Source organism: Microcoleus sp. AT8-B5, from assembly GCF_036705565.1.
Taxonomy (GTDB): domain Bacteria; phylum Cyanobacteriota; class Cyanobacteriia; order Cyanobacteriales; family Microcoleaceae; genus Microcoleus.
On the sequence record NZ_JAUBUY010000034.1, the window covers coordinates 50,437 to 74,163 of the forward strand.

A 23,727-nucleotide genomic window follows, 5' to 3' on the forward strand; every position below is an offset into this window, starting at 1 on the left:
CTGCTAAACTGACTAAAATATTCTCGCTTCGAGCCTTTTTAAAGGAAGAAGTTATGCCCTTTTCGATGTTTAATTTTCGATTGGGAATAACAGATGACATAAGGGTTAGAAGCTATCCTACAGCAATCCTCGCATCATTTGTGGATTTCTTACTTCCTCCCCTTACAAATGGGAGGTTTGGGGTAGGGTAAAAAAAATACGACTCCTGCAAGGATTGCTATACAGTTCCATTACTTTTTGAAACTGGTATTAGAAGAAATTAGATTTTAGAGCCAATTTTTGATTGCCATCTAAAAAATATTTTTCTGACCTTCATACTTTTTTGACTTCTACCTTCAATCTTTCCATTTCAAACTTCTGCCTTCTGACTTCTTGTGAAATAGCGAGTTGGGAACAATAGCTAATATCTGCCAAATAATAGCTACTTAGCACCAGGACTCGGAGCCGGAGTTGGCGGTTTTTCTTCTTGCTTTAGCGGCAGCAGCGCGTGCAAGTCAAAAGCAGTTTTAATTTTAGTTGGCGGTTGCTCCACAGGAACTATTTTCCCTTTCAAAAAATCAACTTCAATTGGCTGATTTGATGCTAGCAATTCAGATTTCAAATTCCTAACTACCAACAGCGACTGCATCAACTCCAAGTTACGCATAAAATTGCGGGTTTGATCAAAAGTGCCTTCAAACTCTACCTTAAATTTTTTGCGTCTGAGCTTGCCAGCCAGGGACGCCCCGAAGGAGCTATCGGCCAGAATATCAGGGTCTGGAGCTCCCGGCGTGGCGGTTGCTGTTGCTGGCGGCATATCCGGCTCAAATTTGGTAATTTTAGCCTTGAGGTCATCTCCTTGCACGCCGGCGTTGATTCTATTAACGAGTTGGGTCATGTCAAGCAAAAGCGTGTTGGCGCTGGCGTCGCTGGCAAACATGGCCGTGACGTTGGCCCGGCGCTGTTTTGCTTCTTCTTGCTTGGCTTCTGCTTCTGCCTTTTTTTGAATTTGAGTTTGCAATTGCACTTGCGTTTGCTTGCTTTCGCTAAGTTTTTGCTTGAATTCGCCGCTTTTTTGGAATTCGGGAAGTACGAACTGGTAGCCGAGGCCGCCAGCAATCAGGAGCCCGAGAACCGCGATGCCGATTGCTTGGACTTGGGGTGTCAGCTTAATGCCGAATATTTCCTTAGCCCCTGTATCTTCTGCTTGTCCGCTAGAAATAAACTCTGCTGTCATGGTTTTTTCACTTCTCCTTTTTGTGGTTCTAGCACTCCTTTTTCTTGAAGTGTTTCTATCCGTATTGCGAGCCCGTCTGCTTGCTTGCTTCGCAGCTCGGGGAGCAACTCGGAGGCACCCGTCGGGCTGAGCGTCGTTTCAATTTTATATTCCACCACTGGTCGCAGTTTGGGAAGTTCTGCTGGTGCTGCGTTTTGGTTACGCACTTGTAATTGTGCGGGGTTGTTTTTTAATGTGGCCGCTATCAGTTTGGTATCGGTGTTAAGGAAGAAGGGAGAGCGCTGGACTAGCAACATAAAGTCGTTAACTTGAGCAAAGGTACTGGCTATCCCTGAAATTTGCACTTTTGATGCCTGCTGCGGGACGACGGGGACGGCAGGTGCTGCCGGGGCGGGGCTGGCTGCTGGAGACGGACTCGCCCCCGGAGAAGCAGCGGGAGTTGGTGGGGGGGGAGGAGGAGGTGCTGCAACGGGGGAGGGACTTGGGTCGATTTGCTCGATTTTGCCAATTTGCACTCCGGCCGGAGTACGGGCACTGAGGTCTTGCAGCATCGCCGACCAAGGTTTAATTTGGTCGAATACTCCAGCTAATGCTTTGTATTCGGCGGTAACTTGGTCGGTTTCGGCGTTGATGGCTTTGATGGTGTTGGCTTGAGTGTTTAACAGGGCCAGTTCTGTGTCGATGGTTGCTTGTTGTGCGGCCAAGTCGGTATTTTCCTTAGTCGCCCACCACCAGGCGCCCATGACTGCGGCGTTGATGCCAAAGGCAAACAGCACTGCCCCATATATGGGCAGTTGGTCTTTGGCTCCACCGGAACTTTTTTTAGCTGGGCTTTTGGTTGCAACGGGTTTGTAGTCGGGACGGTCGTTGAGAAAATTAATATCTAGGCTGTACATGGCTTCACTCGGTTTTATAGCAGAAGGAAGAAGGCAGAAGGTAGAAGGCAGAAGGCAGAAGGTAGAAGGTAGAAGGAAAAAGTGATCTACCGCTAATGTTTCAGCAATTAAGAAGGTACTAACAGTCTTGGCTGTTGCTATAGATTTAAATTAGAAATTTTAGATTTTAGACAGAACCCAAGATTGCTGGTACAAGTGAAGGATTTATTTAGGGAAGAAAGAAACAACTTTCTGCCTTTTACTGAAGGAAGGGGCTGCTTCTACCTCAGATATATTCTACCTTTTACCTTCTACCTTCTACCTTCTATCTTCTACCTCCAATATTCTACCTTCTGCTTTCTGCCTTCTTCTTTTGGAAGGGGTTTTTACCTCAAATTCTCAAATCGGTTTTTCTCTCATCTAAAACTGTTAGGTCACATAACCTCCCTTAGTCCTAAACCTAGGGCGACTCCTAAACCTGCTCGCTGTTCTGGGGTAATTTCTTGGCTGATTTCGACTCCTAGGGTTTCGATGGGATCGACTTGAGATGCGGGCAAGCTTAATCTTTGCATAAAAAATTCGTCGAGTTTGCCGATCGCAGCTCCCGGACCCGCTAGCAGTAGTTGCGCTACTTCGAGTTCTTCGCTCTGGTTGAGGTAAAAGTCTACTGAGCGGCGCAGTTCGTCTGCTAGTTCTCCCAATACTTTAATCATCGCATTTGTTCCCGGATTGGCGTCTCCCGATGCGCCCATTGTATCTGTGACTGGCAGGGTCATGCCTTGCAGTTCGCTGGTGTCTCTGGTTGGTGGCAGGTTCATGGCTTGGTTGAGGGCGGTCTGGATTTGGTAGGTGCCGATCGGGATGGTACGGTTGAACTGAGGTATGCCGTCCACTACTATAGCTAACTCGGTGCTGTCAAATTCTATGGCGGTGAGAACTGCTGCTTCTTGGGAGGAAAATTGTTGCAGTTGTTCTTTGAGGGTGCGGATTAGGGCAAAACTGGTTACTTCTAATACGTCTATAATCAATCCGGCTTCTTTGAATGTTTCGATGTATGTGTCGGTAACTTCTCTGCGGGTTGCTACTAAGACGACTTGCACTTTTTCTACTCCGTCGTCATCTACAAAAAGGCCTATTTTTTGATAGTCTACGTCGGCGTCTTCTCTAGGAAATGGCAAGTACAGTCCTGCTTCTGCGTTCATGTAATCCCGCAGTTCTTCTTCGTTGAGTTCTGCGGGAACTGGGATGAGGCGGATGACTGCTTCGCGGCCTGGAATGGCTGTGGCTACTCGCTTGGCTTTGATTTTGTTGTCCGTGAGGACGGTACGTATTAGTTCTGCCATTCCCGGCGGATCGACTATTTGTCCTTCTTGTACATAGTCTTCTGGAACTTCTATTGAGGCTAGGATGCCTAATTTTAATGCCTGAGCTTTCTTTTCAAGCTGAATGATGTTGATGCGGTCTGGGGCTATTTCGATCCCGATTCCTGGCTGGCGTTGGGAAAGTAGACCTTTGAAAAAGTTAACCATGTGATTGGGTCGCCGATAATTGCTATTTTTTTCTTTTGTAGTTGGCCAGCCTGATTCAGCGCGCAGGCGTGTTGGAGGGTTGGTTTCCAACTGCAGCCAGAGTGCTGTAATCTCGGTATCCCGCCTTCTTCTGCACAGCTCAGTCTGTGTTGCGCGATCGCTAGTTCCGATTTTATGCTATCCAATTTACTTGACAATAGCTATTCTGCGGAGAATGTCAATAAATTCCAGCTCGATCGACCGAAAACCCGCCGATTCTGCACAAAAACAGACTATCTCGCTCCTGAACCCAGGTACAAAACTCTGTTACTGACTCGTGAGCGCTTGATTCGGGCGATTCCCTACGGGATAGCTTCGCCGCGCGTGCCTTTGTCTGACAAGCGAATTTCCAAGGTGTTACCCGCCACGTGATTTATCTCGCGCAAGTCAATCGAAAGCATCTCAAATCTAAAATCCTTGCGTCCCCCGAATTTATCTCGCGCAAGTCAATCGAAAGCATCTCAAATCTAAAATCTAAAATCGAATGACGGTTCCCATAACTCTCAAATTTTATTCTATGAAACGTAAATCTTGGCAACTTTTTGCTGTTTTTGGGCTGGTGGGGCTGCTGCTGTCTGCGGTGGTGAGTTGCAGCAAGCCGGCTGTTAATTCCCAGGCAAATAATACGCAGGAAATCGAGTTCTGGACTATGCAGCTTCAACCTCAGTTTACTGAGTATTTCAACAAGACGATCGCCGGTTTTGAAGCGGAAAATCCGGGGGTGAAGGTGCGTTGGGTGGACGTTCCTTGGTCGGCGATGGAAAGCAAGATTTTGGGGGCTGTTTCGGCGAAAAATGCGCCGGATGTGGTGAACCTAAATCCCGATTTTGCTTCGCTGTTGGCGGGACGCAATGCTTGGCTGGATTTGGATTCTCGAATTCCGCAGCAAGTTCGCGAGCTCTATCTCCCAAATATCTGGAAAGCTAGTGTACTCGACGGCAAGACTTTTGGCATTCCTTGGTATCTCACGACTGGGGTGACAATTTACAATACGGAGTTGTTGAAGAAGGCTGGAATTGCTAAGCCTCCTGCTACTTATGCCGAGTTGGCAACTGTGGCGAAGCAGGTGAAGGAGAAGACTGGCAAGTTTGCTTTTTTTGTGACTTTTGTGCCGGAAGATTCGGCGGAAGTTTTGCAATCTTTTGTGCAAATGGGTGTACCTTTGGTGGATGCTAAAGGCAAGGCGGCTTTTAATACTGCTAAGGGCAAAGCTGTTTTTCAGTATTGGGTAGATTTGTACAATAACGGACTTTTGCCACAGGATGTTTTGGTGCAGGGACATCGCAGGGCGATCGAGCTTTATCAAGCTGGGGAAACTACTTTTTTAGCTTCGGGCCCTCAGTTTTTGAAGGCGATTGCTGAGAATGCTCCGAGTATTGGTGCTGTTTCGGCTGCTGCGCCTCAAATTACGGGGGAAACAGGTAAGAAGACTGTGGCGGTGATGAATTTGGTTGTGCCCCGCGACAGCAAGCGCCCTGATGATGCTGTCAAGTTTGCTCTGTACGTTACTAATTCTCAAAATCAGTTGGCTTTTGCTAAGGCTGCTAATGTTTTGCCTTCTACGGTTGAGGCTTTGCAGGACGATTATTTTAAGACTGTTTCTGCTGATGCTCCTGCTGCCGATCGAGCTCGGGTTGTTAGTGCTTCTGGGTTGACTTCCGCTGAGCTATTGATTCCGCCTTTGAAGGATGTTAAGAAGTTGCAAAAGGCGATTTATGACAATTTGCAGGCGGCAATGTTGGATGAGAAGTCGGTAGACCAAGCTGTTGCTGATGCTGCTAAGGCTTGGGATCAAAGGTAGTTTTTAAGTGAAGCTGGGGCGGGATTTTTTTTATTTCGCCCCTTGCTTTTTTAGGTCACTTGACGTATTATTAAATAATGGGAATCTGTGCCGCCATATATAAGCAGATATCAGCCTTTAAATGTAAGGTGCGTCGCCTCGCAGAGCTTCCAATCATCGCGAAAAATTCGATGGCGACGCACCTTACGATTAGCAATCGCCCCTTGTTTTTAAGGTTGAATTGTCCAGTCTTCCTGCACTAAATCAGGCACTTGCGAAAAATCTCGGTAGTTGCGCGTAACGAGGATAGCCTTATTAGCAAGTACAATAGCAGCAATCCGCAAATCTTGCGTGCCGATGCGTATTTTTTGACGGCGTAACTCAGTGTAAATAGTGAAAGCATTCGGGTCAAATTTCAGAATGTTGAGATTTTTGAAATCATCTAATGTATCCCATAACCTGGTGTAACCCCATACTAATTTGTCCGCTTGCGAAGATGTCGAAGCCTTTCTGATAAAATCGAACCAGCCGCGAATTACTTCCTCTACGGTTACGATAGTTACAGCAAGGTTTTCTGCGTTAACCTCGATTCGCTGCACCATCATTGGATCATTCTTTTGCCAATCGGAGAAACAATTCGTATCAAGTATGTATAGGCTCATTCTGTCTCAACCGCATCGTCAATTTGACTGTAATAAGCTTCGGTTTCTGCATCGAGTTCGCGGCGATATTCTTCTATGTGTGCCAATACCTCATCGTAATACGGATCGTTTTCATACTTACCAGCTAACCTCACCCAAGGATTGTTCGATCGACTATTCGTGAGTTTGACAGAGACGATTTCTGCTTCGGCTAGCTGGGCATTTACTAAATCGTGAAGGTTTTGCAGTGCTTGCGATCGCGTCTCGCCAAAAGCTTTGCATTCGGGCCATCCCAGCAACGCTGCACTGACTGTTGTGTCTGATTCGTTTTTAATGATTATGTGAGCAGTTGAGCTGTCGAGGTCGCCCCCAAAGTTAGTGCGATCGGCTGCGCGAATGTCGCAGGTAGCGTTACCTGTTAACAGTGTTTTTGTCTTGACTGTCTGCTTGGTGTTTTCCTGGCGCGGATTTTCTCTTTCTCCAATGATAAGCGGGTCTGCTTTGCGAAGCGCGTCAAGAAATTTGACCATGTTTACTCTCTCCTTGGTGTTTTCCTGGCCTAACTTTTCTATTACTGGCCCGATCGCCGAGGCAGGAGTTACCTTGACTGTAGAATCGATGTTTTCCTGACGCTGCTTGATTATGTTTCGCCTGAAAAGCTCGTCAAATAGTAAAGTTTGCTCTTGGGCTGGCAAAGCTTCTATATATTCAATTAGCCTTTGCACCGATATAAGGCTGCTCATAAACTTCTATCTCTAAATTTTTCTAAACTCACTTGTATTGTAACAAAAATTTGGCATTGGGCATTGGGCATTAGGCATTAATCTTTTTTGCTCTCGCCCCTTCCTTTTTTCGACCACTTGACGTATTATTAAATAATGGGAATCTGTGCCGCCATATATACGCAAATATCAGCTTTTAAGTTATTATCGAATGATGAAATTACCGCCTCTTCACAACGCGGAGTCGGAGGAGAACTCTGGATAAGTCAATCTCGACTATTTTAGAGGTAAATGTTTGTTGATAAAAACGATCGCTCATCCCAGGAACCGGGTTTCTTTATCCCGTGCGATCGCCTTTCTCAATTCAGCTTAATTGATGATTTGTACGAATACAGCCTGAATTCCTCAAATATTCAGAAATTTGACTCGTGTTAAAATCAAAACTCAGCTCAGAATAGGATAAAATTCTTATGCCAGCGATGACACTCAAAGATTTAAACCAAGTTCAAACCCTTTTTTCCGAAGCGGGTTTAGATTACAAAATTGAACTAGAAGACGGGAGACTTTCAATTGTGGGGCCATCAGACATCGTATCCAGTGAAATCAGCAGTATTTTGATTCGTTTGCTGGGTAACTGGGTTTATCCCCGTCGCTTGGGGAGAGTCTTTGACTCCGCAGGCGGTTTCATCATGCCGGATACGAATGTGAAAGCGCCGGATGTTTCTTTTGTGCGCGCCGCCCGCTTGCGCCAAAGTCCGCGTTATTTTGGAGAACTTGTCCCCGATTTGGTGGTTGAGATTAAATCTCAGAGCGATCGCATTAAGCTTATAGAAACCAAGGTTTTGAAGTTTATAGAATTGGGTGCGATCGTCGGAATTCTGATCGATCCTGATGAAGAAACAGTGACTATTTATCGCTCTACAGGTGAACCGACTGTTTTAGGAAATGGCGATATCTTAACAGTAGCAGAACTTTTTCCCGGTTGGGAATTGCCCGTTTCAGAATTGTGGCCTCCTATCTTTACTGAGGAAGAAACACAATTCTGATGCGTTTAAGCTTGGGATTGTTGTTGTTGCAGAAAATAGCCGACGAGATAAAGCGAACCGCAAAGGATTGTTAGGTTGTCGCCTGTAACAGCAGCATCTAAAGCTGTTGTTAAGTCGGGGAAGGCTTGACAAAGAGTTAATTCGGGGCAGATAATTTGAGCTAGGGTGGCTAATTCTGCGGGGGATGATGAGTTTTGATCGGGTACGGGTACTAAGTAAAGTCGATCGCCCTTTTTGAGTAATGCTTTCAAAATATCGTCGCAGTCTTTAGTCGCAAGAATGCCGATTACCCAGTTAATCGGTGACGGGTGATTGTTCAGGCGATCGACATATTCACGCAGGGCGATAGCTGCAGCCGGGTTGTGCGCGCCGTCAATTAATATGTGGCGGTTTTTCCAAGTTGTCTGCTGGAGTCTTCCGGGCCATTGGGTTGTGGCTATACCGTTTTCGATGGCGGTTGGAGAAATTTGCCATCCTTGGTTTTGGAGAGTTTGCAAAGTTGCGATCGCAATTGCTGAATTCATTAGTTGAAATTTTCCCAGCAGCGGCAATTGATATTTTATTTTAACTGCATTTTGATTTAACTGATATTCTGCGAATCCTTGTCCTAAATCTATAGCTGGTTTTACCCAAGTTGCCGGACAGTCTAATTCTTGAATGCGTTTTTCTACTACTATTCTAGCTGATTCTGGCAATTCTCCGATCACGGCCGGACATTTTGCTTTGAGAATTCCGGCTTTTTCCCCAGCAATATCGGCGACGGTGGGGCCGAGTATTTGCCAGTGTTCGAGACTGATAGAAGTGATGACGCTAGCGAGAGGTGTTTCGCAAACGTTAGTCGCGTCTAATCTACCGCCCAATCCAGTTTCTATGACTGCGATGTCTGTTTTTTGTTCGGCGAAATACAGCCAAGCTGCGGCGGTGATTATTTCAAATTGAGTGGGTGTTTCGGTGTTGTTTTCGGTGGCGGCGACAACTCGTTCTAGACACTGTTGCAATTCTGTTGGGGAAATCGGTTTTTGGTTGATGCAAATTCTTTCTGTCCAATCGATTAAGTGCGGGGATGTGTAGCGTCCAACTCGATAGCCTGCTTCTGTTAGTACGGAAGAGAGATAAGCGCAAACGGAACCTTTGCCATTGGTGCCGGCAATGTGGATAATGGGTACTTGTTGGTGGGGGTTGTCTAGTTTTTGGAGAAGTTGGTGAATTCTTTCTAGCCCCAGATGGACGCCGAAATGTTGGTAGGATTGGAGGATGGATTCTGCATTCATTGAGGATGATAAGTTCTGTTTGTGTGTGAATTAGATTTTTTTTTATTAACCGCAGAGGGCGCAGAGGGCGCAGAGTGAGAGAAGAAAGAGATAGATATCTAAGAAAAGAGAGGTTTATAATTGATTTATTGTATTTATTGCGGGTGAAAAAAGGTGATTTTGGATATTATTTCTCTGTTTTCGGGTTGTGGGGGGTTGGATTTGGGTTTTCGGTTAGCTGGGTTTAATGCGGTTTGGGCGAATGAATATGATAAGTCTATTTGGGATACCTACGAGTTTAACCATCCTGAAACTATTTTAGATCGCAGAGATATCAGAAAAATTAATTCTGATGAAATTCCCAACTGTATTGGGATAATCGGCGGGCCTCCTTGTCAAAGTTGGAGTGAAGCAGGGGCGAAACGGGGGATTGATGACTGTCGGGGTCAACTTTTCTGGGAGTATATCAGAATTGTGCGGGACAAGCAGCCTTTGTTTTTTTTAGCTGAGAATGTTAGCGGTATTTTGGCGGCCCGAAACAAGGATGCTTTTACTTATATATTATCGCAGTTTGAGGACATCGGGTATCGGGTTTCCTACAAGTTGGTGAATGCTAGAAATTTTGGGGTTCCGCAAGATAGGCAAAGGGTGATTGTTGTTGGCTATCGGCAGAATCTGGGTTTTGGTTTTGAGTTTCCCGAACCTGGAACCGAGGTTTTGACGCTGAAAGATGCGATTTTTGATTTGCAGGCGATCGCCCCTATGTCAGTTAAGGGTAAATTAGATAATTATCACGATTCTGTCCCAAATCACGAATGTGCGGATTTGGGGTTTTCCAGCATTTATATGTCGCGCAATCGAGTTAGAAGTTGGTCAGAACCTTCGTTTACCATTCAGGCAAGCGGCAGACACGCACCTCTCCATCCTCAAGCTACTAAAATGATTTTAGTTGGCAAAGACAAACGCATTTTTGACCCCAATTCGCCTCTGCCTTACCGTCGGCTTTCTGTGCGAGAGTGCGCCAGAGTTCAGACTTTCCCGGATGATTTTATTTTCAAATATAAGTATATTGCTGACGGATACAAAATGGTCGGCAATGCTGTTCCTGTGAATTTGGCTAGAAATTTGGCCAGTAAGATTTTTGAGGATATTGCCAACTGAAGCCGACCATCTACCAGTCGCTAGGGAATGAATTCCACGGCGCTTTTAGCGAAAGTCATCGCTATAAAGACTAATCTCAAATCCGTATTATTCATCTCTCTCTTCTCCTCCTCTGTGTCCTCTGTGGCCTCTGCGGTTTAATAATTCCGAATTATCTGTCATTGAAACTTGGTTAACTGACCGAGATTGTGCCCAATCGCATTTGTCCCGCGAATATGAGACAAGGGAGAACCTCCATACAAAAAGCTATTCAAACTAACTTGATAATTTTGTTGAACTGCTAAATCCAACCACAAATTGTTAATCGCGTCTCCCGGCTTGTAGTCGGGGATGTTGTGCTGATAATAAGGAAAACTGTCTATACAAGTATTGAAAAAGTTTTTCCGCCCGCAATGCTTTAAATACTGATATCGCGGTTTGAATTCTGTTTGATTTTCCAATACTGTATATATAGTATCTGCGAGAGATTCTGGGTCAAATTTGGCGTAAAGACCCGCACCTTCGGGGAAAACAGGCGAGTTGCCTCTGGCGTATTGGTTGAATTCTTCAAAACAAATTACAGGTACGTTGCAACTCATGGCTTCGGTAATTCCTCGGTTTTTTCCTTCGAGGAGGGAACCGAGGACGAATGCTTGTGCCCGCGAATAATATGTGGGGATTTCGCTGTAGTAGTCAACTCTCGGTACTAAGTTAATGTAGTCCGACGGATTGCCTAAAATTGCCTCTACTTGCCGCCATTCTTTTAAGGCGTACTCGTCGAGAGTTTTCAGGTTGCTAGCATCAAATTCGTGGCCGGTGACTACTGTTAATTTTATCGGTTTTTGCGGATATTTTTGACGGTAAACTTTTAAGGCTTTGGCTATGATTGGCAAATTTTTTTCTTCGGAAATTCGGGCGACGGCTAGCAAGTCGATGTCTTTGGCGGGGACGTTGCGCGGGGAAATTAAGTATTCGTTGATGAAGTCGGTGTCTTGTAGTGGTATGATTGGTTTGTGTGCGCGATCGGGATAAGTTTCGCGAAACCACTTTTCTCGCTGCGGGTTTTTGTATAAACTGGAGTAGGCGTCAGCTATGGGGGCCCAGGAGTAGGAGATTCCGGGGGAATAGGTGAAGGAGAAAAATACTGATGAAATTTGGGGAAATAGTTTGTTTATTAGTTCGACTGCTTCGCTGAAGTAAATTCCTTTGATGAAACGCCCTTCGTAAAACAATGGGGGAAGCAAGACGTAGAAACTGACGGTATCGAAGCGGTGGGGTTGGTCTTCAAATATCTCCCAGGTAAAGGCGTCTAAGTCTGCATAGATTTCGGCGATTGGTTTGTTGATGTGGGGGTTGCGTAAATATGGTTTTTGTCGATCGTAGTTTCCGCGTACCATATAATTCTGAGTGTGAGTATCTAGCTTTTTTTTATTTAACCGCAGAGGGCGCAGAGGGCGCAGAGAAGAAGAGAGTTATTCACAAGTCATTCACGGGTTGTTCTAGTGATTCATGGTCGCCTATTGTGAGGGCGAGTTGGTAGATTTGGCGGCGGGGAAGGGATGTTTGTTGGGCTAGCTGGCGGCTGGCTTGGGAACGACTTATGCCTTCTGCTATTAATGTTTGCAATTCTGCTTTAATTGCGTCTTCGGAAAATATTGGGGCGGCTGTTTGGATGCCGGCTATTACGAGGGTAAATTCTCCCTGGGGTTCGCGATTGGTGTAAAGTTCGATCGCACTTTCTATACTACCACGCCAAAACTCTTCGTGCATTTTGGTTAATTCTCTGGCCAGCACAATCTGTCTGTCGCTTCCCAAACTATTTGCTAAATCTTGTAAAGTTTGTCGCAATCGGTGCGGAGATTCGTATAATATTATAGTGCGGGATTCTATTTGCAAAGCTTCTAAACTCTGTTGGCGTTCTTGACCTTTCACGGGTAAGAAACCTTCAAATACAAATCTCTCTGTGGGTAATCCTGATGCAGTTATCCCAACTATGCAGGCGGTCGGGCCGGGAATCGGAATAATGTTAATATTAGCGTCGGCGCAAGCTTTCACTAACTCGGAACCGGGGTCAGAAATTCCCGGCATTCCGGCATCGGTGACGAGGGCGATATTTTTGCCTAAATGCAGTTTGTCGATGATTTCGGGAAGTCGTTGGTGTTGGTTGTGTTCGTGATAGCTGATTTGGGGAGTTTTGATTTGAAAATGGTGCAAAAGTTTGCCTGTATGGCGGGTATCTTCGGCGGCGATGAAGTCTACTTTTTGCAAGATTTTGATGGCGCGAAATGTCATGTCTTCCAGGTTGCCGATCGGGGTTCCTACGATGTAAAGTGTTCCTGTATTGGGATTTGCTTGCATTTTAAGATTGAGATTTTTTAACGATAGGACACGGGCGGGACGCCCATGCCACAGGCCCATGCCACACATTTAAGAAGATATGAAAACTGGATTGTTTTTGGGATTGGCGACTTTAGATTTAATTTATTTGGCCGGGAAGCCTCCGGGTGAAAATCAGAAAGTTGTTGCTTCTGATTGTACCATTGCTGCGGGCGGGCCGGCGGCAAATGCTGCGGTCACTTTTAGCTATTTGGGGAATGCGGCGGTATGGGCCGGCGTTTTGGGCACTCACGCGATCGCCCAATTAATTCGTGCAGACTTAGCGGAGTATAATGTCAGGATAATCGATTTGGAACCGGGGCGATCGCACTCGCCGCCAGTTTCCTCGATTATTGTAACTGAAGCAACGGGCGATCGATCGGTAATTTCCATCAATGCTACGAAATCGCAAGTTGACAGTCAAACAATTAACCAGGATATTTTAACCTCAGTTAATATTGTACTGCTTGACGGACATCAAATCGCAGCCAGTCAAGAAATTGCTCAACTTGCCAAGTCAAAAAACATTCCCATTGTCCTCGATGGCGGCAGTTGGAAACCCGGATTAGAACAAATATTACCTTTTATTGAATGGGCTGTATGTTCGGATAACTTTCATCCGCCCAACTGCGACAATTCCGAACAAGTCTTTGCTTACCTCTCAGCAGCCGGAATTCCCAATATTGCCATCACTCGCGGCGAAAAATCAATTTTATACCTCAGCAATGGCAGTTACGGCACTATAGAAGTACCTCAAATTCAAGCCACAGACACTTTAGGCGCGGGCGACATCTTTCACGGCGCTTTCTGTCACTACATTTTGCAAAATAATAACTTTACAGATACTCTCACCGCATCAGCTAAAATCGCTTCCCATTCCTGCAAAAATTTCGGAACCCGCGCCTGGATGAATAAGAGTTAATTTTCAATTAAAATTAACCAAACTATCCGGTTAAAACCCCTCAAAGCTAGAAAACTTGAACTAGCAACACCTGTTAAGTTAAAATCCTGACAGCAACCTCGACAAAATTTGTGAACTTCCCTTTTCTCTTCCTTCGCGCCCGTGGAACAGGCGTCTCGCCTGTGAATTTTCGCAGTTCGTTAAAATTGCTATATTAGTAAAACAACCTCAAATCAAACCAAACAGTCCCAAAACAACATACCCGAATCATGTCTGACACCCAACCCCTAACTATCACCCTTCCCCCTTTGCGGATTACCCTAACAGAACAACAGCAAGTTAACCTAGAATGGCTGACACAAAACTTGCCCAATCTACTCACCCCAAGCAAACAAGAACTTCCCGACAATATGAAACAGTGGGTGGCGGCTAACAAATTATTAAATCAACCCGATGCAGAAATCATTCAAGGACTAATAAATACCGGCATAGATGCGGAAACAGCCACCGCAGAAGTTAGGGAAATCTCCTCTCATCCCTACTTTCAAGCAGGCAGTCAGTACGTGCAGTTATTGCAGAAATTAGAATCGCATCTCAGGATTAGCAATCAATTAGCTGCATTGTCTTCCAAGTTTGGCACAATCGAACGCAAAAGCAGTCTTTCCAGAGAGTATTTTCTCGAAAATTACTACGCCAAAAATACTCCAGTAATTATTACCAATATCATGCACAACTGGAAAGCGTTGCAGTTGTGGACGCCGGAGTATTTGCAAGAAAAATATGGCGATGCAGAGGTACAAATTCAAGCCAACCGCAATTCCGACCCGAATTACGAAATCAAGATAGAAAATCACAAAAAAATTGTTTTGTTCCGCAAATATGTAGACATGGTGGTCAAGGGCGGGCCTAGCAACGACTACTACATGGTTGCTAACAACCAAACTCTGGAAAGAGAGGAATTTAAACCGCTATTTAACGACATTGAAATTTTTCCCGAATACCTCAATCCAACGGATACAAAAGGCAGAGTTTTCTTTTGGTTCGGGCCGAAAGGCACGATTACACCGCTACACCACGACCCAGTTAATTTAATTTTAGCGCAAGTGTCTGGTCGCAAACTAATTAAGTTGATTTCTCCGCAACAAACACCTCTGCTTTACAATCACGTCGGAGTTTTCAGCAAGGTTGATGGCGAAAATCCAGATTATGACAAATACCCGCTTTACAGAGATGCGAAAATTATTGAAGTGATTTTGGAACCGGGAGAAGCTATCTTTATTCCTGTCGGTTGGTGGCACCATGTAAAATCATTGGAAGTGAGTATTTCGGTTTCGTTTACTAATTTTGTGTTTCCTAATTATTATGAATGGAAATATCCTCATATTAATTGGTAATTGCTAATGTATGGTTCCCAGGGGCGGGCACGGGGGCACCGCCCCTACAGAAATCGGCGTTTATCTGCGGTTCAAAAAAAAAGAAATTCATGAAAACTCTCGAAGAAATCAGCGAAATTTCACGATCGATCGCCTGGAGTGCATCAGATATCCTACAATCCTATTATCGCCAGGATTCCAACACTCCTAACCTCGACATCCAAGAAAAAAAAGATGGCCCCGTCACCGCCGCCGATGTCGCTGTCAACTCTTACATTCTCGACGGATTGCAGTCGGCTTTAGGGAATGCAGAATTTGGCTATCTCAGCGAAGAAACTTACAAATCTTATTTAGAAAAAAACGGTCAAATTCCCTTACCTCAAAGTTGGGTTTGGATTATTGACCCTTTGGATGGAACGCGAGATTTTATTGACAGGACAGGTGAATTTGCTGTTCACATTGCTTTAGCCTTCGAGGGAAGACCGGTATTGGCAGTTGTGGCCTGGCCGCAACAGCAAAAGATTTATTACGCAATCCGCGATGCGGGCGCTTTTATGGAAAGTCGGGCCGGTTCTGCGGTCAAGTTGCAGGTTTCGGCGCGAAATATAGTGGCAGATTTATCTATAGTAACTAGCCGCAGTCACCGGGGCGATCGCTTTAATCAATTGTTACAAAAACTGCCTTGTCAAAATCAAATAGCTGTCGGTAGTATCGGCTGTAAAATTGCGACAATTGTCGAACAAAAGGCTGATGTTTATATTGCGCTTTCGGGAAAGTCGGCACCGAAAGATTGGGATTTAGCGGCACCGGAATTAATTTTGACTGAAGCGGGCGGTCAATTTACTCGTTTTGACGGTTCTGCTTTGCAATATAACCGGGGAGATGTGAGTCAGTGGGGGGGATTGTTGGCGAGTAATGGTTGCTGTCACGCTGCTTTGTGCGGGCAAGCTGAGGAGATTTTAGCAGGGATAGATGGGGGTTTGAAGTAAGTCCGCGCGTGCGAAGCTATCCCGTAGGGAATCGCCCGTAAAGATGGTAACGAATCAGTTTTAGGGGCGGGTTTACGAGAAATAATTGCTTAAAACCAATTATCTAGTAAACCCGCCCCCACTTTTGCCCGAAAGTCCGCTAGGGCTTGAAATGAACGGCCAAACCTGAGCGCAGATATCTATCAAAAATCCCGCTCTTAATATTTCAGTATAATGACACTTGCTATTAAAGAGTTTTTGTGTTATGTCATCCACCTCGCTCTGGCTAATCCGTAATATTACTTAATAAAATCCCCCATCTTTATCAAAACTTTAATTAAAAAGCTGTTTATAAAGAAAAATTTACATAGATGTTTGGAAAAATGAGTTAGGGTTACTACAACATTGACAAATAGTTTCGCATACCCGTCGCGAAACAGGGAAATCATTGTCTTTTTTTAACCCCCAGTAGGTGTATTATGCCAATTTTAAATAATCAAGTTTCACCAAGTGCGATCGCCTTTATCGACACTCAAGTAGAAAATTATCAAAGTTTAGTCGCTGGGGTAAAACCGGGTACGGAAGTAGTCGTTTTGGATGGGAATAAAGATGCGATCGACCAAATTACTCAAATTTTAGCTCTTCGTACCAATATTGACAGCATTCACATAGTTTCTCACGGTGCTCCCGGCAGCTTGCAATTGGGTAATGGCTGCTTGAGTGCAGATAATGTGGAAACTTATTCCGAGAAATTGCAGCAGTGGCGGAGTGCTTTAAATCTGGGTGCGGACATTCTGATTTACGGTTGTAATGTCGCATCAGCCTCTGGCGCTTACCCGAAAGTCCGCCAGGGAATGAATTCCCAGGCTCAAAGCTCAAGTCGGTTGAAACCGACTGGAAACAAGGCGGCTATTGAGTCCCTGAGCGAGGACTTTCGCTATGAGACGGGGGTTGAAACGAACGGCGGTATCGGGGAACAAGCGAGAGATTTAGATATAGACGGTTTCGCCTTCATCCAACGAATTGCCCAACTCACAAATACAAACGTTGCGGCTTCCCAAAACCTCACCGGAAGTGTAGCAAAAGGCGGGGACTGGGAACTGGAAGTCAGAACCGGTTCAATAGAAACGCCACTCGTATTTGAAGCCGAAGTATTAGCGGGTTACGAGTATGTTTTGAATAGTTTTGGTGCTGCGAGTAATTTTCCGGTAGGTTCAGATCCTGTCTTCGTCGATGTCGGAGATTTTAACGGCGACGGAATAAAGGACTTAGCTGTGACTAACAGTGGCGCTTCCACCAGCCTTAACGGTACTGGCACATCAATTCTGTTAGGAAATGGCACGGGTAGCTTTGGCGCCGCTACTCTGTTGCCACAGGGGAGAAATGCCCTCGCTGTTGCTAAATTTAATACAGATGTCTATGACGACTTGGTTGTAGATAATGGCAATGGTTCTGTATCAATGTTTTTTGGGAGTAGCAGTGGCTTGGGTTCTCCTGTGAATGTATCTTTGAACCCAACGAGTAATGCTAATTACATTGCTGCGAGCGATTTTAATGATGACGGTCGGCAAGATTTAGCTGTAGCGACTAATCGCGCCACAGGTGTCCCCAGTACTAATGGTGTAGTCTCAATTCTATTGCAGAATATTGATGGCACTTTTGGGACGCCTCAAAACTTTTTGGTAGGACAATTACCTCAATCTATTGCCGTCGATGACTTTGGCTACGGCACAAACGACTTGGCTGTGACCAGCTACAATACTGGTTCTAACAGCGTCTCAATTCTGATGGCGAATGGCACTGGGAGTTTTAGAGATGCCGCCAACTTTACAGTGGGGTCGCGACCATATTCTATGGCTGTGGGGAACTTTAACAGCGACTCCTTCCCCGACTTGGCTGTGGCGAATATTGATTCTAACAGCATCTCAATTCTGCTGGGAAGAGGTATTGGGGCCTTTACTACTACAGAAATTCCAGTGGGTTCGAGTCCCACTTTTGTCACCACTGCGGATCTAAACGGCGACTCCAAGCAAGATTTGGTTATAGCTAAAAATGGCTTGAATAAGGTTTCAGCTTTGTTGGGAAATGGCGACGGCACATTTACCCAGACTGCTGATTTAGATGCGGGCTCTGGTCCTACTGCTGTTAGTGCGAAAGATTTGAACGGGGATGGTTGGCCCGATTTAGCGGTGACAAACCTTGGTTCAGATAACGTTTCGGTGCTGCTGAATACACCCAATACAGTTAATTTCGGGGCTGCAACTTACAGCGACACTGAAGGAGCAACAGACACAGTAGTTAATATTCCTGTCACTCTCAGTGGCGGCACACCCTTGGGCGATGTCGTTGTACCAATTGTCATCGACCCCAGCAGCAGTGCCACCCAAAATTCCGACTACACCTTTTCCCCTACCTCGATAATTTTCCCCGCAGGTGCAACAGGTGACGCACTCACTCAGAATGTTGCATTTACTATCAAACCCGACAACATAGTTGAAAACGCCGAAACCGCAATCCTCAACTTGGGCACAATCACCGGAGGCATTGCCGGTACAACCAAACAAACCACACTAACTATTGCAGCAAACGATCAGCCTTCAAGCTTGAGTTCGTACCAAATCGACCTCAAAACAGGCACAATTACCGGTGGGGCAAACCAGTTTATTTCTATAGTAAATACCCCGACAGACTCAAACGCAGATAGTTGGTTAGAAGCCGTAGCCAAAATCAATTTTGACGGCAAAATCAAAAAAGCGAAATTTATCGTTGAATACGACAAAACTCCGTCAGGATGGACGGTAAATATCGGCGACTCTGCGTCAAACGGCGGCTATGGAGGGGATGGCAGCACTCAAAGCCGCGATGCCGAGATGCAGATTGTTAACGCAAATATGAGCGTTAACGGCAATGACTACAATACACCCCCTGGCGGATTCCTTACCCCAGGAAATGTGCCTAACTTGGTCACCAACGGTTCCCGTGTCGAGTTTGAAGTCAGTAATGAACAACTTGGGTGGGATAACAAAAGCGGGCTAAAAAATAGCCTGAATTCGCCGTATCTTTATGCTCTCAACGGTCAACCTGATGATGGCGGGCCAGTCAATTCGGAGATTTACGCCGGATTTAACAGGGTGATTTCCGGGCCAGGCGATCGCATCGGATCGGGTGCTAGCAAGGTGACAATTCTGCTTAATCCGATCGACTACGCGATTAGTGCTGGTGTTGCAACCGTTACAGAAGGCAATGAAGGCAAAACTGCTGCCACTTTTACTGTTACCCGCAGCGGTAGCACTGAGTTGGCGAGCACAGTAGATTATGCGATCGCAGGTACTGCTACAAACGTCAGCGATTACAACAACATCGGCGGCACATCCGGTGCAACTGCTGCGACTGGTACGATTAATTTTGCAGCGGGCGAGACATCGAAAACCATTACTCTCGATGTTTTAGGCGATGCGGCGATCGAAGCCAATGAAACCCTTGAGGTTACGCTGTCAAAGCCCTCGGTATTAGATTCTACACCGACAATTACCACTGCTACCGCTACCACAACTATTACTAATGATGATGTAGCGCCACCGACACCGACACCAACGCCGACACCAACGCCAACGCCAGTCACGCCGACACCGACGCCAACGCCAACGCCGACACCGACGCCAGTCACGCCGACACCAACGCCGACAACTGATACTCCAACTCCGACACCGACAACTGATACTCCAACTCCGACGCCAGTCACGCCGACACCAACGCCGACGCCAGTCACGCCCACACCAACGCCGACAACTGGTACTCCGACGCCGACGCCGACAACCGATACTCCAACTCCGACACCGACAACTGGTACTCCAACTCCGACGCCGACAACTGGTACTCCAACTCCGACGCCGACAACTGGTACTCCGACGCCGACGCCGACAACCGATACTCCAACTCCGACGCCGACAACTGATACTCCAACTCCGACACCGACAACTGATACTCCAACTCCGACACCGACAACTGATACTCCAACTCCGACACCGACAACTGATACTCCAACTCCGACACCGACAACTGATACTCCGACGCCGACAACTGGTACTCCGACGCCAACACCGACACCACCGACACCTGTTGATACCATCGACACACAGAAGAATTGGTGCGGCGTAGAAGCTGGATTGGATAAACTTGAGAAAATTCTTGACGACCAATTACAGGCAGTTAACCTACCCATTGTCGGCCCGCTCAAGGACATTTCCCCAGATTTTATTGGCAACTTCAAGACTAAGTTAGTCGATACAATTAAAAATCATGGAAATCAAAGTCTGAGTCAGTTAGAAAGTAGCCTCCGCACTGCACTTGGCTCGACTTTCAATGTTGCTCTAACTGGGACTTCTAGTGCTAATGAAAGTACCTTGCTAATTACTCTTGGCAAGCAATATCAGTTTCCCGATCTCAATCTCTCTAAAAACTTAGGAGTGCCGGCATTAAGCTTAGATGTAGATGGAAAAGCAAAATCAAAATACAACTTCAACTTGTCCCTGGGAGTTGGTGTTAGTAAAGATTTCGGCTGCTACATAGATACTGAAAAAACTAAGTTAACCGCCAACATTGACTTGAGCCTAAATGACCAATTCAAGGCAAAAGGCAACTTAGGTTTTTTCCAAGTTGACCTGGCTAACGATACCAACAACCCTACTAAAGTCGATGCCAACCTTGAAGTCAAGCTCAATGACTTAGACAATCTGGCAGGCCCGAATGATGGATCTCGCCTCACCTTGCCAGAACTGCAAGGCAACTATCAGTTTAAAGACTTATTCAATGCCAACTTAACGAGCAATGCTAATCTCGGTCTCACAGCAAAAACCAGCATCAACGGCAATGCTGCATTCCCCTCCTATAACTTCGACTTAGCAGTTAATTGGCCCATCCTAAATTACGCTAACGGTCAATTAACCGGGCCGCAAAAACCCACCGTTGCATTTAACAATATGCAACTTGATTTGGGGACATTTGTCAATAATTTTGCCAAACCAGTTATCGGTAAAATTTCCGATGTTATTAAACCATTTCGGCCAGTTATCAACTTCCTCAATGCCGACACCAAGTTACTGTCTAAACTAGGTCTGGCTGGGCAATTTGATAAAAATGGGGATGGCAAAGTCAGCGTACTAGAACTGGCAGCAAAAATCTCTGGTCGCGATATCGATACTCGCTTTTTAGATGCGGTTGCCAAGGTTGATAAAGTTGTTGATTTGGCAAACCAAATAGCGAATTCTCCCGATAAAATCGATTTGGGTTCTTACACTCTGGGGAATGTAGATGTTGTCGATAACAGTGCGAATCTTCAGAATGCTTCCCCGATCCCAACGACTGCTGTACAGCAAACAGCCAACCAACAAATTAACTCCAAAACAAGCGGCAAGGTCAAGGAGTTCTTAAATGCCTTAAAAGATATTGATGGCTTTGATATCCCACTCTTGACCAAACCAGAAACCGCGATTCAATTGCTGATAGGTAAACCGGATGTTCCGATTTTAAGCTACCAGATGCCTAAACTGGGTTTTGACTTTAATATTGAGAAAAAGTTTCCAATCTGGGGGCCGATCAAGGGTTTACTGGAAGGCAAGTTTAGTGCTTCAGCTCATCTAGGATTTGGGTACGATACCTACGGATTAAGCGAGTGGAAAAACTCGAATTTTGCTGCGGGTTCTGCTGACAAACTTTTGGATGGATTTTATGTGAGCGATCGCGAAAATGCTGACGGCACAGGACGAGATGTTGACGAACTCAGGCTTGACGCTAGTATTGCCGTGGGTGCTGGGATAGATGTTGGCATTGCCGAGGGCTATGTCAAAGGTGGAATTCAAGGAAAAGTCGGCATTGACTTAATAGATATCGGAGAATTCCAACCGAAACAAGGTGGCGACGGCAAAATCCGAACATCGGAAATTACTTCCCGCATCAGCAAACCCTCGGAACTGTTTGATGTAACAGGACAAGTTAATGCTTTCTTGGGTGCTCAAGTTAAGTCCATTTCAGTCAAATTCTGTGATAAAAGTTTCAAAGTATTTGGGAAGCGCTTCAGTATATCTTATCCTTGTGGATTAGATTACAAAACAGTCTACGATAATAACTTTGCCACATTTGAGTTAGCTAAGTTTAGTTTGGGGCCGAGTTCTAGCACTAGGGGCAGAGCAATTAACGGTTACATGGCCGGCGCGACAGTCTTCTTCGATGCCGACTTTAATGGAGTTCAGGATGACAACGAACCCTTCTCAATTACTAACGCAGATGGCAGCTTTGACTTAGATGTCTCTCTTGACCAATTCGACAAAAATAATAGCGGCGACCTCGAACCGGATGAAGGCAAAATTGTACTCATAGACGGCATCAATACCTCTACTTATTTGCCACAGCAAACGCCCCTATTTGCCACACCAGATGCTACAGTAGTTACTCCGTTAACTACTCTACTGACCGAGTTAGTCGAGCAAGGTACTGACCCTAATCAAGCGCAAATTCAGGTAAAAGCTGCACTGGGAGTGTCGTCAGGAATTGACTTGACTAGCTACGACCCGCTAGAGGCAATTACTCAAAACGACCCGAACGGTTTGGCGGTTTATGCAGCACACTCTCAGGTACAAAATACCATTGTTTTAGTCACCGATTTAATTAGCGGTGCTTCAAATACCGCGAAAAATGAGATTGCCTCTAGCGTAATTTCCGCCGTTGCCAATCAAATTCAATCTGGCACTCTCGATTTAAGCAATTCCACACAATTGCAAGCGATTATTCAGTCGGCGACGAGTCAACTGCAAGCACCGCAACTCTCTAGTATTGCTTCGGATGCTGCCCAAATTATTGCAGAGGGAAATCAGCGAATAGGTGCGATCGCCTCCAGTAATTCCTCGCCCTCAGATGCCGCGACAGAAATCGCCCGCATACAAAAAGTCGCACAAGGAGAAGTAGCCCAAGATTTACTGCAAGTTGCAGCCGGAAATAAGACGATTCAGTCGGCGATTTCCGAAAATACTGGTGCATCTCTAAATACCAAAATTCAGTCGGCGACAGCTAACAATCCAACAGTCCGCAATACTTTAGATACTGATGACTCCAGTACACCATCTACACCCGAAGAACCATTCCCAGAAAGCGGTATTGAATTCGTTAAAGATGGGGAAAATACTACCGAAAGCACAGATGGCGATGATACCATTATGGGAAGTGCTAGCGATGATATATTGCGCGGTAGAAAAGGAAATGACTTGCTGTTTAGCCTTGATGGCAATGATTGGATGAATGGCAATCAAGGCAACGACGTAACAGATGGTGGAATTGGGGACGATACGCTTTACGGCGGAAAGGGTTTTGATACTTTGACTGGTGGTGCCGGCAATGACTTCCTTTCTGGCAATCGAGGTGAAGATATCCTAATTGGTGAAAAGGGCGACGATACCCTCTACGGCGGTCAAGGCAATGATATTCTGCTAGGAGGTCAGGGTAACGATTTCCTCAGTGGCGATTTGGGCGATGATACCTTAGTAGGGGATGTAGGGAGCGATCGCTTCTTATTATCTACCAATTCGGGTATTGATACTGTTGCTGACTTTGAAGTCGGTCAAGACTTGTTAGTATTGGGTAACGGGCTGACTTTCTCGCAATTGGCCATTGTCCAAGATAGCGATGCAACATTAATCCGGTTTGCACAAACAGGGGAGATTTTGGCTTCTCTGGCCGGAGTTTCTGCTAGCAGTATTAGTGCCGTTAATTTCGCATTGATTTGAGAAAGATGTGGGTTTAAGCACTTAGGAATGAGAATTAAATAACTTCCACTCTTGAAAGTGGGATGGGCGTCCCGCCCGTCATGAGTGGACGGGCGG

17 protein-coding genes are annotated in these 23,727 nt (G+C 45.7%); 9 read left to right on the plus strand and 8 right to left on the minus strand.

The annotated features are described in order from the left end of the window. Positions 1–421 precede the first annotated feature (421 nt). The 3 genes from QUB39_RS21100 to pilM all read right to left on the minus strand — a co-directional run bounded on the left by QUB39_RS21100 (position 422) and on the right by pilM (position 3,620). Positions 422–1,216, minus strand: a complete 795-nt coding sequence (locus QUB39_RS21100) for a pilus assembly protein PilO (protein ID WP_333055137.1) — start codon at positions 1,214–1,216, stop codon at positions 422–424. After that, a complete protein-coding gene (locus QUB39_RS21105; protein ID WP_333210656.1) occupies positions 1,213–2,112 on the minus strand; it encodes a PilN domain-containing protein in 900 nt (299 codons plus the stop codon). The genes QUB39_RS21100 and QUB39_RS21105 overlap by 4 nt, the downstream gene beginning before the upstream one ends. A 413-nt stretch (positions 2,113–2,525) precedes the next feature. Continuing rightward, positions 2,526–3,620, minus strand: coding sequence for a type IV pilus assembly protein PilM (pilM, locus tag QUB39_RS21110; RefSeq protein WP_333055140.1), 1,095 nt, complete (start codon positions 3,618–3,620; stop codon positions 2,526–2,528). 174 nt (positions 3,621–3,794) lie between these two features. Between pilM and QUB39_RS21115 the strand changes: the two genes are divergently transcribed. Together QUB39_RS21115 and QUB39_RS21120 are read left to right on the plus strand one after the other, a co-directional pair. Next, complete coding sequence (locus QUB39_RS21115; protein WP_333055142.1) at positions 3,795–4,031, plus strand: hypothetical protein; 237 nt, start codon at positions 3,795–3,797, stop codon at positions 4,029–4,031. Positions 4,032–4,176: 145 nt separating this feature from the next. Further along, complete coding sequence (locus QUB39_RS21120; RefSeq protein WP_333055143.1) at positions 4,177–5,460, plus strand: sugar ABC transporter substrate-binding protein; 1,284 nt, start codon at positions 4,177–4,179, stop codon at positions 5,458–5,460. A gap of 209 nt (positions 5,461–5,669) precedes the next feature. Here QUB39_RS21120 and QUB39_RS21125 read toward each other — a convergent pair whose 3' ends face one another. Together QUB39_RS21125 and QUB39_RS21130 are read right to left on the minus strand one after the other, a co-directional pair. Then, positions 5,670–6,101 carry a type II toxin-antitoxin system VapC family toxin gene (locus tag QUB39_RS21125; RefSeq protein WP_333055147.1) on the minus strand — a complete coding sequence of 144 codons (432 nt, stop codon included), beginning with the start codon at positions 6,099–6,101 and terminating at the stop codon, positions 5,670–5,672. Continuing rightward, positions 6,098–6,823 (minus strand): hypothetical protein, encoded by a 726-nt coding sequence (locus tag QUB39_RS21130; protein WP_333055150.1) that lies wholly within the window; start codon positions 6,821–6,823, stop codon positions 6,098–6,100. Before QUB39_RS21130 ends, QUB39_RS21125 begins: the two co-directional genes overlap by 4 nt. 270 nt (positions 6,824–7,093) lie before the next feature. Here QUB39_RS21130 and QUB39_RS21135 point away from each other — a divergent pair, with 270 nt between their 5' ends. Further along, entirely contained in the window at positions 7,094–7,237 is a 144-nt protein-coding gene (locus QUB39_RS21135) for a hypothetical protein (RefSeq protein ID WP_333210653.1), read from the plus strand. A 35-nt stretch (positions 7,238–7,272) separates the two neighbouring features. Then, entirely contained in the window at positions 7,273–7,848 is a 576-nt protein-coding gene (locus QUB39_RS21140; RefSeq protein ID WP_333041257.1) for a Uma2 family endonuclease, read from the plus strand. A 5-nt stretch (positions 7,849–7,853) separates the two neighbouring features. Here QUB39_RS21140 and QUB39_RS21145 read toward each other — a convergent pair whose 3' ends face one another. After that, positions 7,854–9,119 (minus strand): folylpolyglutamate synthase/dihydrofolate synthase family protein, encoded by a 1,266-nt coding sequence (locus QUB39_RS21145; RefSeq protein WP_333210651.1) that lies wholly within the window; start codon positions 9,117–9,119, stop codon positions 7,854–7,856. Between the two features lie 153 nt (positions 9,120–9,272). Here QUB39_RS21145 and QUB39_RS21150 point away from each other — a divergent pair, with 153 nt between their 5' ends. Next, on the plus strand, positions 9,273–10,259 hold the full coding sequence (locus tag QUB39_RS21150) for a DNA cytosine methyltransferase (protein ID WP_333279373.1): 987 nt from the start codon (positions 9,273–9,275) through the stop codon (positions 10,257–10,259). 158 nt (positions 10,260–10,417) lie between these two features. Here QUB39_RS21150 and QUB39_RS21155 read toward each other — a convergent pair whose 3' ends face one another. Next, a complete protein-coding gene (locus tag QUB39_RS21155) occupies positions 10,418–11,635 on the minus strand; it encodes a glycosyltransferase (protein ID WP_333210647.1) in 1,218 nt (405 codons plus the stop codon). 79 nt (positions 11,636–11,714) lie between these two features. Continuing rightward, positions 11,715–12,596: a 16S rRNA (cytidine(1402)-2'-O)-methyltransferase gene (rsmI, locus tag QUB39_RS21160; protein ID WP_333210645.1), complete on the minus strand. Its 882-nt coding sequence runs from the start codon at positions 12,594–12,596 to the stop codon at positions 11,715–11,717. A gap of 79 nt (positions 12,597–12,675) precedes the next feature. On the opposite strand from rsmI, the gene QUB39_RS21165 reads away from it, so the two are divergent. The 4 genes from QUB39_RS21165 to QUB39_RS21180 all read left to right on the plus strand — a co-directional run bounded on the left by QUB39_RS21165 (position 12,676) and on the right by QUB39_RS21180 (position 23,631). After that, positions 12,676–13,536: a PfkB family carbohydrate kinase gene (locus QUB39_RS21165; RefSeq protein ID WP_333210643.1), complete on the plus strand. Its 861-nt coding sequence runs from the start codon at positions 12,676–12,678 to the stop codon at positions 13,534–13,536. A gap of 248 nt (positions 13,537–13,784) precedes the next feature. Next, positions 13,785–14,909, plus strand: coding sequence for a cupin-like domain-containing protein (locus QUB39_RS21170; RefSeq protein WP_333055165.1), 1,125 nt, complete (start codon positions 13,785–13,787; stop codon positions 14,907–14,909). A gap of 89 nt (positions 14,910–14,998) precedes the next feature. Next, a complete protein-coding gene (locus QUB39_RS21175) occupies positions 14,999–15,877 on the plus strand; it encodes an inositol monophosphatase family protein (protein ID WP_333210641.1) in 879 nt (292 codons plus the stop codon). A gap of 458 nt (positions 15,878–16,335) precedes the next feature. Next, complete coding sequence (locus QUB39_RS21180) at positions 16,336–23,631, plus strand: DUF4347 domain-containing protein (protein WP_333240789.1); 7,296 nt, start codon at positions 16,336–16,338, stop codon at positions 23,629–23,631. The last annotated feature ends 96 nt before the right edge of the window (positions 23,632–23,727 follow it).

Bases quoted from the DNA above. Each gene is read 5' to 3' on its own strand.
- QUB39_RS21170 (WP_333055165.1), top strand. From the start codon at position 13,785: ATGTCTGACACCCAACCCCTAACTATCACCCTTCCCCCTTTGCGGATT.
- QUB39_RS21155 (WP_333210647.1), bottom strand. From the start codon at position 11,635: ATGGTACGCGGAAACTACGATCGACAAAAACCATATTTACGCAACCCC.
- QUB39_RS21130 (WP_333055150.1), bottom strand. From the start codon at position 6,823: ATGAGCAGCCTTATATCGGTGCAAAGGCTAATTGAATATATAGAAGCT.
- QUB39_RS21165 (WP_333210643.1), top strand. From the start codon at position 12,676: ATGAAAACTGGATTGTTTTTGGGATTGGCGACTTTAGATTTAATTTAT.
- QUB39_RS21140 (WP_333041257.1), top strand. From the start codon at position 7,273: ATGCCAGCGATGACACTCAAAGATTTAAACCAAGTTCAAACCCTTTTT.
- QUB39_RS21135 (WP_333210653.1), top strand. From the start codon at position 7,094: ATGTTTGTTGATAAAAACGATCGCTCATCCCAGGAACCGGGTTTCTTT.
- QUB39_RS21125 (WP_333055147.1), bottom strand. From the start codon at position 6,101: ATGAGCCTATACATACTTGATACGAATTGTTTCTCCGATTGGCAAAAG.
- pilM (WP_333055140.1), bottom strand. From the start codon at position 3,620: ATGGTTAACTTTTTCAAAGGTCTACTTTCCCAACGCCAGCCAGGAATC.
- QUB39_RS21105 (WP_333210656.1), bottom strand. From the start codon at position 2,112: ATGTACAGCCTAGATATTAATTTTCTCAACGACCGTCCCGACTACAAA.
- QUB39_RS21100 (WP_333055137.1), bottom strand. From the start codon at position 1,216: ATGACAGCAGAGTTTATTTCTAGCGGACAAGCAGAAGATACAGGGGCT.
- QUB39_RS21175 (WP_333210641.1), top strand. From the start codon at position 14,999: ATGAAAACTCTCGAAGAAATCAGCGAAATTTCACGATCGATCGCCTGG.
- QUB39_RS21180 (WP_333240789.1), top strand. From the start codon at position 16,336: ATGCCAATTTTAAATAATCAAGTTTCACCAAGTGCGATCGCCTTTATC.
- rsmI (WP_333210645.1), bottom strand. From the start codon at position 12,596: ATGCAAGCAAATCCCAATACAGGAACACTTTACATCGTAGGAACCCCG.
- QUB39_RS21115 (WP_333055142.1), top strand. From the start codon at position 3,795: ATGCTATCCAATTTACTTGACAATAGCTATTCTGCGGAGAATGTCAAT.
- QUB39_RS21145 (WP_333210651.1), bottom strand. From the start codon at position 9,119: ATGAATGCAGAATCCATCCTCCAATCCTACCAACATTTCGGCGTCCAT.
- QUB39_RS21120 (WP_333055143.1), top strand. From the start codon at position 4,177: ATGAAACGTAAATCTTGGCAACTTTTTGCTGTTTTTGGGCTGGTGGGG.